We start from the raw sequence: 10676 nt of genomic DNA on the forward strand, positions 1-10676 counted from the left end.
AAATTATACGAGAGGTGGGTTTTCCAGGCGATGTTTGAGCTGGCCGAGGGCCACTGCCGACAGTTCAATCATGCGTTCATGCAAGGTGGCCAATTGCAATTCGGTTTCATAGGTCAATACACGTTTGAACAGCGTGCCGCCTTGATGGGGCAACAGGAAGTAGTGAATCGAGCCGTCGACGGCCAGGGAAGTGAACACGGTCTTGAATTCGCCGGGGCGCCGCGCGATCTGCACGCGGTAACTCAAGGGCACCCGCACACCCAGCAAATCGATGAACTCGGTGAAACGTGCGCCGGGCGGGAGAGAACCGGTGGTGCCCGTATCGGCGCTGAGGGAGGTGGGGTGCCATTCGTGCCAGCGATCCGGTTGGGTCACGTAGTCATAAACGGCGTCGATGGGGGCCTGGATAAAGCGTTCCTGACTGATCCGCTCCAAGCGGACCGACTGCTCGGCTGCGCGCATGGCACACCTCCTGTGTGGCAGTAGTAATCACCTTGAACTGTCAGAATAGTCCCACTCCCGCACATTGCACGGGAGTGTTTCAGCCGTTTATCACTGCACCTTGAATCGACCCATCAACGCAATCACCCGACCATTCGCGTCCAGCAGGCTTTGAGTATTGGTTTCAGTGGCATGGCCGCTCTGCACCAACTCTTCGACCATTTGTCGGATCTGCACCATGCTGCGGTTGATCTCCTCGGTCACCGCGCTTTGCTGCTCGGCGGCCGTGGCGATCTGGGTGCTGAGGTTATTGATGTGGCTGACCGAGCCGGCCATTTCATCCAACCCGGTGTTCACCCGCGCCGTGGCATCCGCGGCCGACTGGCAGCTGGCCTGGGTGTTTTCCATCGCGGCGACCGAAGAACTCACGCCCGCCGTCAGGCGGGTGAGCATTTCGTTGATCTGCGACGTGCTGGCCTGCGTGCGTGCGGCCAGCGCGCGGACTTCATCGGCCACCACCGCAAAACCACGGCCTTGCTCACCGGCACGCGCCGCTTCAATCGCGGCGTTGAGGGCGAGCAGGTTGGTCTGGCCGGCGATTGCGCCGATCACGCCGAGGGTTTCGGTGATGCGCGCGGCATCCTGGCGCATGTTTTCCACGCTGTGGGTCGCACTGGACACTTCGCCGATCAACGCGCTGACACTGTTGGAGGCTTCACCGACGACCACGCGGGAACGGTCGGCGTGTTCGTTGGCGCGCTGGGTGAACGCTGCGGTTTCGGCGGCGTTTTGCGCAACGGTGTCGGCGGTGGAGCTCATTTCGGTGATGGCGGTGACGGTCTGGTCGGTTTCCGAGGCATGCCGTACCAGGATCTGGTTGGTGTGCGCCGACGTCCGCTGCAGCTGCTCAAGGCTTGACGACATAGCGCCGGTGGCTTGGGTGACTTCGCCGATCATGTTCTGCAGGTAGACAATAAAGCGGTTCACCGAGTGGCCGATGGCGCCCAATTCGTCTTCGGCACGGATGGTGATGCGTCGGGTCAGGTCGGCATCGCCGGTGGACAGTGCGTCGATATTGGTTTTCAGCGACTTCATGCGCTGCACCAGTTGGCGGATCGCATACGCGGCGAGCAGCACCAGCAGCAGGACCATAGGGATTTGCAGCAAGGCCAGGGTGCCCAGCACGTCATCACGCTGGGCGGTAATCAGTGAGGTGGGCAGGGCGGTGGCGAGGAACCATGGCGTGCCACCGATAGGGCGCATGTAAAAAGTGCTGGCCACGCCCTGGTTGTCGAACTCGTTGCGTTGCAGCGCTTGGTCGCGGTGGGCCAGGGCTTTGCTGACCTGGGCCGCAAACGCCGAAGTGCCGGTGAGTTCGCTGATGTTCTTCAGCACCACCGGACCGCTGATGCGGGTGCTGTTGCTGATGATCTTGCCGTCACCTTCGACGATCAGCATTTGCCCGCCGATGTCTTTCTCTTTGCTGGCCACCAGGTCATTGAAGAAGCCCAGGGTCACGTCGATGGTCGCGACACCATAAGGCACGCCGTCGCGCTGGATGGCCATGGCGCAGTTGGTGCGCGGCTCCTGGCTGGCGTCGTCCTTGTAGGCGGCCGCCCAGGCACATTGACCGCGCGGCGAGGCCAAGCCGCCTTTGTACCAGCTCTGGTCGTAATAGTTGGGCGCGGGGTCGCTGTTCCAGAACGTATTCACCGCCAGCTTGCCCGAGGCATCTCGGTGCCAGAACGTGCTGTGTTTGTTACGCCCCGGTGTGCGCTGGTTGGGCAACGGCCAGATCCCGCCCCCGAAGACTTTCAGCTCGCCATACTGGTCGACCAGGCCCGGCAGGACTTTGTCGATGGCATCGCTGTCGAGCAATGGGATGGTCTGGGTGATGGTGCGTTGTTGGGACTGAACCTTGTTCAGTTCGCCCTGAATCTGCTCGGCGACCTCGGCGATGCGGTTGAGCACCACCTGTTCTTCTGTCTGTCGCAGCGTGGGCGCGACCAGCTGGCCGATGCCCACCACGGTCAACACAAATAACACCAGGACGAACAGCACCAGGAACAGGGTATAGCGGGCTTGGATAGAGCGCAGTGGGGGCATGAGGTCGTCCTTACGAAGCGTTTATTGTCGACGCGGCTTTGTTAGAGCTTCGTAGGGCTATCGGCTTGGGAAGGCGGAGCTTTAGGTACGGTCGTGCAAGAAAAAAGAGCGCCGGGTGAGTGTAATGCCAGTCAGTTAAGAAGCAGCAAGAGCGAAAAGTCACCCGTGGCGAGGGAGCTTGCTCCCGCTGGGTCGCGAAGCGGCCCCAAAAATGGGACTGCTGCGCAGTCCGGCGGGAGCAAGCTCCCTCGCCACAGGTACGGTGCTCACCCTTAACTGACTGGCATTTTATTCAGATATCCAGCATGGCCATTACTGCCTCGGGGTAACGCAAGCCGGCGGTTGCCTCGATGGGGAAGATCGCCTCCAGTGCCGCGAGCTCTGCCTGGCTGAGGCTGATCGACACCGCCGCCGCGTTTTCTTCCAGATACCTGCGCTGCTTGGTGCCGGGGATCGGAATGATGAAGTCACCCTGCGCCAACACCCAGGCCAGCGCGAGTTGTCCGGCGCTCACGCCTTTGTCGGCTGCCAGCGTTTGTACCTGCTTTACCAGTTCGAGATTTTTGCCAAAGTTCTCACCCTGAAAGCGCGGGCTGAACCGACGGTAGTCATCGGCACCGAAGTCATCCGGGCTTTTCAGCGCACCGGTTAGAAAACCACGGCCCAGCGGGCTGTAGGGCACGAACGCGATGCCCAGGCGCCGGCAGGCGGCGAGGCAGCCGTTGTGTTCCTGGTCGCGGCTCCACAGCGAGTACTCGCTTTGCAACGCGCTGATCGGGTGCACCTTATGCGCGCGTTCAAGCGTCGCGGCAGAGGCTTCGCTCAAGCCCAGGTAGCGCACTTTGCCCTGCTGGACCAACTCGGCCATGGCACCGACGGTTTCTTCGATGGCGACGTCCGGGTCGATACGGTGCTGGTAATACAGATCGAGGGTCTCCACGCCCAGGCGCCGCAGCGTGCCGTTGATAGCCTCGCGGATGTAGTCGGGGCGGCCGTTCACGCCACGCTGCGCCGGGTGTGCCGGGTCGCGCACAATCCCGAACTTGCTGGCCAGGAACACCTGGTCACGTTTGCCGGCGATGGCTTGGCCAATCAGTTGTTCATTGGTGTGCGGGCCGTAGATGTCGGCGGTGTCGAGAAAGTTGATGCCCAACTCCAGCGCACGGTGCAGGGTCGCGGTGGCTTCGCGGGTGTCGCTGCCGGGTGTGTAGAAATCGCTCATGCCCATGCAGCCGAGGCCGATGGCGGAGACGAGCGGGCCGTTTGTTCCGAGTTGACGTGTGTGCATGGTTTCAGCGCCTTGGGTGGGAAGGGCTGCATTGTCACGCTCGACAAAATCGGGATAAACCGGCTAAAAGCACTATCACTATTCGTATTATCTGAATAATCAGTTCGAGGAGCTGCCTTTGGACCGTTTCAACGCAATGCGCGTGTTCACACGCATCGTCGAACTGCGTGGCTTCGCCAAGGCCGCCGACAGCCTGCAACTGCCGCGCGCGTCGGTGACCGTGCTGATCAAGCAGCTGGAAGCGCACTTGGGCGTGCAACTGTTGCAACGCACCACGCGGCAAGTCAGCCCGACGCTGGACGGTGCGGCGTATTACCAACGTTGCGTGCAACTGCTGACCGACCTGGAAGAAACCGAGGCGGTCTTTTCCACCCGGCGACAGAACCCACGCGGCACGTTGAGCGTGGACATGCCCTCGGGAATCGGAAGGTTGATCGTGATCCCTGCGTTGCCCGCGTTCACCGCGCGCTACCCGCAGATCGAACTGGAGGTCGGCCTTAACGACCGCCCGGTGAACCTGATCCGTGAGGGTGTGGATTGCGTACTGCGTGGCGGCCTTGCGCTGGACGAGTCGCTGGTGGCGCGGCCGTTGGCGATGATGGATCAACTGACCCTGGCGAGTCCGGAGTATCTGGCGCGCAGGGGAGTGCCCGCGTCGCTTGATGACCTGGCCAACCATCAGATGGTCGAGTACGTCTCCAGCGCGAGTGGCAAACGGTTTGGCCTGGAGTTCCAGGTCGGCGGCCACTTGCACACGTTGAACCTGTCGAAGGGCTTGGCGGTGAACAGTTCCGACGGCTATTTCGCCGCGTGTGAGGCCGGGTTCGGCTTGATCCAGGCGCCGCATTATCACGCGATGCGTCAATTGGCCGAGGGATCTTTAGTGGAAGTATTACCCCAGGTGAAGGTGCCAACCATGGCACTGTCGGCGTTGTACCCGCCGCATCGCCAATTGTCCCAGCGGGTACGGGTGTTTGTGGATTGGCTGGTAGCACTTTGCGCCCAGCCCGGCACCGGGTTACGGCGTGAGGTGGATGCGGGCTGATTGGTCGAGCCAAAGTTTTTCATCGCCTGTACCATAAGCGCCTGCCTGACGTGCTGGCGCTTATCTGCCGCGCAGGTCCGGCGATTCACACCGGCTCTATTCTTCAAGTTCAGGAACCCGTCATGACACAAAAGCAGCGTTTGAAGTACTCGATTCTGATTGCCCTGGCCGTACTGGCGACGATGTTTGGCCTGTCCTATTTGCAGAACACCGGGGTTATCAGCGAGAAGACATTCCAGACCATCGCCATTGCCGTCGCAGTGGTCGTGGTGGTGATCAACGGCATCATGCGCCGCAAGGTCAAGCTCTAAGCGAAAGGGCGCCCATCAGGCGCGACCTTCGAGTACCTTGGCAGCCTCTTCATGGAGGCTGTAGCTTTTATCCGCATTGAGGGTGATCACGCCCTCGCTGCACAGACGCTTAAGCACCTCGCGCACGCTGAGAAACGACAGCGGGATACCCAGCTCCAATAAATGGCTGTGTACGCCGCGCACACCCAGGGTGCGCTGGTTGTCGGCGGCGGTGAGCAGGGCGTCGATGACCTTCAGCCGGATCAGGCTGGTGCGCAAGCCAAAACACTTGAGCAAATGGCGGATACGCTGGTTGCCTTGCTGTTCGGGCACTTTGCCGAATGCCTGTGTACCGCTGCCGAAACTGGCCTCGGCAGCCGATGAATGTCCATCCGTGGGCACTTGCGGGTTGTACATGCAAAAACTCCTTTTCAGAGCCTGATCAGGAAAAAATGAGCGCTCTTAGTTAATAAGACGAACGAGCGAGCGAAATCATGAAGTGAAGGATGTAGAAATTTCGTCGGTATCCGTTTTGTCACATCCGCGCGGCCCTGATTAACGCTCCCTCCACGCTAAATTATTCCCGGTGGTTTGCGTTCTTACGGTGGGGTTATTGCCCCGTGTGAGGCGGTTAAATCTGACGGTGGAGTCTGCGTGATTATTTCCAATGGGTTGTCCAGGGTGTGTGTGGCCGGGGTATTGCTGGGGTTGAGCCTGGCTGCCACGGCGCGGGAGCAGGTGACGCAAGCGTCGGCGGATATCCGTCGTACCAGTTATGGCGTGCCGCATATCCGCGCCAATGATGAGCGTGGCTTGGGCTTCGGCATTGGCTACGCTTACGCCCAGGACAACCTGTGCCTGCTGGCCAATGAAGTCGTCACGGTGAATGGCCAGCGTGCCCGGTTCTTCGGCCCCGAACAGGCGACCCTGGAAGAGCGCAACAACCTGGCCAGCGATGTGTTCTTCAACTGGCTCAACCCGCCGGAGGCGGTCGCCGCGTTCTGGAAAGCGCAGAGCCCGCAGATCCAGCAGCGTATCGAAGGCTATGTGGCCGGCTACAACCGTTACCTGAAAGAGCAGGGCGCCCCGGCACAGTGCCAGGCGGCCTGGGTGCGGCCATTGGTGGCTGAGGATTTGGTCAAATTGACCCGTAGGTTGCTGGTAGAGGGTGGCGTGGGGCAATTCGCCGAAGCCCTGGTCGGCGCGACGCCACCTCAAGCGACAGCCTCTGTGACGAGCAACGCCAAGGCCTTTGAGCTCGCGGCCGCCAACCAGCAGCGCTTCGCCTTCGATCGCGGCAGTAACGCGGTGGCGGTGGGGCGTGACCGCTCGTTCAACGGGCGCGGCATGCTATTGGCGAACCCGCATTTCCCGTGGGTAGGCGGCATGCGCTTTTATCAGATGCACCTGACCATCCCCGGTCAGCTGGATGTGATGGGCGCTGCGTTGCCGGGCCTGCCGGTCATCAATATCGGCTTTAACCAGCATGTGGCGTGGACCCATACGGTGGATACGTCCAAGCACTTCACGCTGTACCGCCTGACCCTGGATCCCAAGGACCCCACGCGCTATATGCTTGATGGCAAGTCGGTGCCGCTGGATAAAACCACGGTGAACGTACAGGTCAAGCAAGCGGATGGCAGCCTCAAGGACCAGTCGCACACCGTCTATAGCTCGCCATTCGGCCCGGTGGTGCAATGGCCGGGCAAGCTCGACTGGGACAGCCACTACGCCTTCAGCCTGCGCGACGCCAACCTGGGCAATGACCGCGTGCTGCAACAGTGGTACGCGATGAACCGCGCCGCCAGCCTCAATGAACTGAAAACCTCGGTGCACACCCTGCAAGGCATCCCGTGGGTCAACACCCTGGCCGCGGATGACCAGGGCCAGAGCCTGTACATGAACCAGTCGGTGGTGCCCAACGTCAGCGCGGCCAAACTGGCGCAGTGCAGCGACCCGCGTGCCGGCCTGCAACTGATCCTGCTCGACGGTGCACACAGCGCCTGCGCCTGGGACATCGACCCGCGCGCGGCCCAGCCTGGGATCTTCGCGGCCGACCAATTGCCGCAACTGCAACGCACCGACTACGTCCAGCATTCCAACGACTCGGCGTGGCTGGCCAACCCGAAGGCGCCGCTCACGGGCTTCTCCCCGGTAATCAGCCAGGACCACATCGGCCTTGGCCCGCGCGCGCGTTTTGCCCTGCAGCGCCTGCAATCCCTGCAAAAACCGATCAGCGTCACCGACCTGCAAAACATGGTGATGGACAACGAGGTGTACCTGGCCGGCCAAGTCATGCCCGACCTGCTCGATTTCTGCGCCAAGCACCTCGGCGCCGACGCCACCGCTCTGCAACCCCTGTGCTCCAGCCTGAAAAACTGGGATCAACGCGCCAACCTCGACAGCGGCATGGGCCTGGTGCACTTCATCAACCTGGTGCAACAGCTGCAGCAAATCCCCGACGCCTGGCGCGTCGCCTTCGACCCGGCCCAGCCGCTCACCACCCCACGCGGCCTGGCGATCGACCGCGCACCCGTGGCGAAAGCGCTGCGCGAAGCCATGCTGGCCTCTACTGCCGACGTCGAAAAACTGGGCCTGACTGCCGACAGCACATGGGGCGATATCCAAGTCTCCGGCCAAACCCCAATCCACGGTGGCCCGCAGGAACTGGGGATCTACAACGCCATGCAAACCGTGCCCCGCGCCGACGGCAAGCGCGAAGTGGTCAGCGGCAGCAGCTACCTGCAAATCGTTACCTTCGACGATCAGGGCCCGCATGCCCAAGGCGTACTTGCGTTCTCCGAGTCCACGAACCCTGCCTCCGCGCATTCCAACGACCAGACCCAAGCGTTCTCCCAGAAAAAACTCAGCCCGCTGCCGTTCACCGAAGCCCAAATCAAGGCCGACCCGCAGTACCAGCAACTGCGCATCAAGGAGTAGGGCAGACGCGCAACCCCTTGATGGCATTACGAAATATTTTTGAAATCAAGGGGTTGCACGCGTTGGTAAATACGTACATAATGGCGCCCATCGAACGCAACGAAGCATTAAAAACTTCAATGTATTCAATGAGTTAGAGTAGAGGCAGGGTTATACAGCCCACTCAAGTTTTTATACGGTGAGTGTCAGCAGTTGGGGCATTGATCGTTTGAGGCCGAGTAGCAAAATGGTTATGCAGCGGATTGCAAATCCGCCTACGCCGGTTCGATTCCGACCTCGGCCTCCACTCTTAAAGCCCCGTAGATCAATGGTCTACGGGGTTTTTTATTGCCTGGGATTTGAGAAACACTTCCTCAACCCTGCCCCGTGGCGGAGGGCGAAATGTACTAGGACGAGAGTCGGCTGCCTCGACTACACAGGTTTCGCAGGCGCGTCATGAGACCCGGGATTCAAACCGGCAACCGGAATTGCTTGCGCAAGCTCTTATCAAACACCCCGGCGGGAGCGAAGCGGCGCAGCAGGCTGATTTGTTTCGCTGCCTTCCCGGCCGTGTAGCGAAGCTTGGGGTGAATATCGCTCGCCGCTTCTACGACTACCGTCGCTACGACTTCTGGACGATCGGCGTTGGGCATCACATCGGCCAGCAGCGCCTTGAACCCGGCGCGCGCCTGGTCGTACTCCTTCAGCGGTGAGTCCGGTTCTATGCCGTTCTGATCGAAGACGGTTCTTACGAATGCCGGCTCGATAATCGAGACTCGGATATTGAAGGCGCGCACCTCGTGATCAAGGGATTCCGAATAGCCCTCGAGCGCGTGTTTGACCGCTGAGTAATGAGCGGAGTAGGGCGCGGGCACTAACCCCAAGATCGATCCGATATTGATGATGCGTCCCTGGCCCTTTGCCCGCATTGACGGTAATACCGCATGGGTCATGCGGATTACGCCGAACAGGTTGACGTCGAACAGTGCCTGCACCTGCGAGATCGAGAACTCTTCCGCGCCACCCAGCAGGCCAACGCCAGCATTGTTGACCAGAAGGTCGATCCGCCCGGTCCGCGCAAGTACAGTGGAAACGAGGGCGCTGACAGCGTCGTCATCGGTCACATCACAGACGAGCATGGTCACCTGGGTTGGCGTGTCGGTGGCCTTGCGGCTCGTGCCGAACACGGTGTATCCCGCCTGTACCAGCGCCTCAGCGGTCGCGCGACCAATGCCCGATGAGGCGCCGGTCACGATCGCAGTTCTTTCGGAAGATGTACTCATTTGCTGCTCCAAGTGTGCGGCTCAATCAAAACGTCTTTCGTGGACGAAGAGGAGGGGTAGTTATTTGACTTTAATGATGACTTTGCCCTTGGATCTTCCTTGTTCGACATAGCTCAAGGCGTCGGCGGTCGAGTCGAAGGTAAATGTGCGGTCGATCACCGGTTTGATACTGCCGGACTCAACCAGCGCCGTTATCTTGTCCAGTTGCGCGCCACTGGCACGCATAAATACGAACGCATAACTGACTTTCTTGTTTCGCGCTTTCCTGCGGATACCGCTGCTCAACAGACGCATCACCAGGCCCACTACCCAGGGTAACTTTTGCGCCTGGGCAAACGCCGGCGTCGGTGGCCCGGAGATGGATATCAGTTGGCCTCCCGGCTTCAGAATGGTCAGTGATTTTTCCAGTTCATCCGCGCCCAGGCTGTTTAATACGACGTCGTAATCCTGAAGAACCTGTTCAAACTTTTGCGTCTTGTAGTCAATCACGACGTCTGCCCCGAGTGCCTTGACCCACTCCACGTTAGCCGTGCTGGTGGTGGTCGCGACAAAGGCACCCAGGTGCTTGGCGAGCTGGATGGCGACGCTGCCAACGCCGCCGGAGCCCGCCTGGATAAAGACCTTCTGACCCTGTTTCAGCCTGGCGCTGTCAACCAGCACTTGCCAGGCCGTCAACGCAACCAGCGGGAGGGCGGCGGCCTCTTCCATGCTGAGGTTTTCAGGTTTCAATGCCAGTGCGTTTTCATCTACCGCAATCAGTTCCGCGAAGGTGCCTATGCGCGCCTGAGGAGGGCGTGCGTACACCTCATCACCCGGCTTGAAGCGCCGCACGGAGGCCCCGACGCGGACCACCACCCCCGCCAGGTCATTACCCAATATCAGCGGGAATGAGTACGGCAGGATCAGTTTGAATTCGCCCGTCCTGATCTTCGCGTCGAGCAGGTTGACGCTTGTGGCATGCACCTGAACGAGCACGTCATGGGTGCCCACTTCAGGGGTGGGCACTTCGCTGATGCGTCCATTCTTTTTGCCGTAACGGTCGATCGAGAATGCCTTCATTTTGATTCAGCTCTCATGGCGTTCAATGGAACTTGACCGCCTCAGTTATTCAGGGATCCGCGTCAAGATTTGGTATGAAAAAGGGGCATGGCAGCCTAATGCCAGTCAGTTAAGAAGCAGCAAGAGCGAAAAGTAACCTGTGGGGAGGGAGCTTGCTCCCGCTGGACTGCGCAGCAGTCCCAGTCTTTTGAAACAAAGAGCTGGGGCCGCTTCGCGACCCAGCGGGANGCAAGCTCCCTCGCCAC

General features: G+C 60.3%; 9 protein-coding genes, 1 tRNA gene and 1 pseudogene. 4 read left to right on the plus strand and 7 right to left on the minus strand.

Going from position 1 to position 10676, the window contains the following annotated elements; genetic code table 11:
• Positions 1-3: 3 nt before the first annotated feature.
• The 4 genes and pseudogenes from AO064_RS12430 to AO064_RS12440 all read right to left on the minus strand — a co-directional run bounded on the left by AO064_RS12430 (position 4) and on the right by AO064_RS12440 (position 3835).
• Entirely contained in the window at positions 4-462 is a 459-nt protein-coding gene (locus tag AO064_RS12430) for an SRPBCC family protein (protein ID WP_064053481.1), read from the minus strand.
• A gap of 90 nt (positions 463-552) precedes the next feature.
• Positions 553-1398, minus strand: coding sequence for a methyl-accepting chemotaxis protein (locus tag AO064_RS31770; protein ID WP_371914036.1), 846 nt, complete (start codon positions 1396-1398; stop codon positions 553-555).
• A gap of 15 nt (positions 1399-1413) precedes the next feature.
• Positions 1414-2547 (minus strand): annotated as a pseudogene (locus tag AO064_RS31775) (HAMP domain-containing protein); the annotation flags it as partial.
• 292 nt (positions 2548-2839) lie between these two features.
• Positions 2840-3835, minus strand: a complete 996-nt coding sequence (locus AO064_RS12440; RefSeq protein ID WP_012724515.1) for an aldo/keto reductase — start codon at positions 3833-3835, stop codon at positions 2840-2842.
• Positions 3836-3953: 118 nt separating this feature from the next.
• Between AO064_RS12440 and AO064_RS12445 the strand changes: the two genes are divergently transcribed.
• Together AO064_RS12445 and AO064_RS12450 are read left to right on the plus strand one after the other, a co-directional pair.
• Positions 3954-4880 (plus strand): LysR family transcriptional regulator, encoded by a 927-nt coding sequence (locus tag AO064_RS12445; RefSeq protein WP_064053483.1) that lies wholly within the window; start codon positions 3954-3956, stop codon positions 4878-4880.
• A 122-nt stretch (positions 4881-5002) separates the two neighbouring features.
• The gene (locus AO064_RS12450; RefSeq protein WP_010210250.1) at positions 5003-5191 is read left to right on the plus strand and encodes a hypothetical protein; all 189 of its coding nucleotides are present in this window, start codon (positions 5003-5005) and stop codon (positions 5189-5191) included.
• Positions 5192-5206: 15 nt separating this feature from the next.
• Here the strand turns inward: AO064_RS12450 and AO064_RS12455 are convergent, their stop codons facing one another.
• Positions 5207-5587 carry a hypothetical protein gene (locus AO064_RS12455; RefSeq protein WP_012724513.1) on the minus strand — a complete coding sequence of 127 codons (381 nt, stop codon included), beginning with the start codon at positions 5585-5587 and terminating at the stop codon, positions 5207-5209.
• Between the two features lie 237 nt (positions 5588-5824).
• Here AO064_RS12455 and pvdQ point away from each other — a divergent pair, with 237 nt between their 5' ends.
• Both pvdQ and AO064_RS12465 read left to right on the plus strand, forming a co-directional pair.
• Entirely contained in the window at positions 5825-8110 is a 2286-nt protein-coding gene (gene pvdQ, locus AO064_RS12460; protein WP_064053484.1) for a bifunctional acylase PvdQ, read from the plus strand.
• A gap of 212 nt (positions 8111-8322) precedes the next feature.
• Positions 8323-8396: transfer RNA gene (locus AO064_RS12465), tRNA-Cys, on the plus strand.
• 163 nt (positions 8397-8559) lie between these two features.
• On the opposite strand, the gene AO064_RS12470 is transcribed toward AO064_RS12465, so the two are convergent.
• Both AO064_RS12470 and AO064_RS12475 read right to left on the minus strand, forming a co-directional pair.
• Entirely contained in the window at positions 8560-9372 is an 813-nt protein-coding gene (locus AO064_RS12470) for an oxidoreductase (protein WP_064053485.1), read from the minus strand.
• A gap of 60 nt (positions 9373-9432) precedes the next feature.
• Positions 9433-10431, minus strand: coding sequence for an NADP-dependent oxidoreductase (locus AO064_RS12475; RefSeq protein ID WP_064053486.1), 999 nt, complete (start codon positions 10429-10431; stop codon positions 9433-9435).
• Positions 10432-10676 lie beyond the last annotated feature (245 nt).

The organism is Pseudomonas marginalis (assembly GCF_001645105.1).
GTDB classification, from domain to species: Bacteria; Pseudomonadota; Gammaproteobacteria; order Pseudomonadales; family Pseudomonadaceae; genus Aquipseudomonas; species Aquipseudomonas petroselini.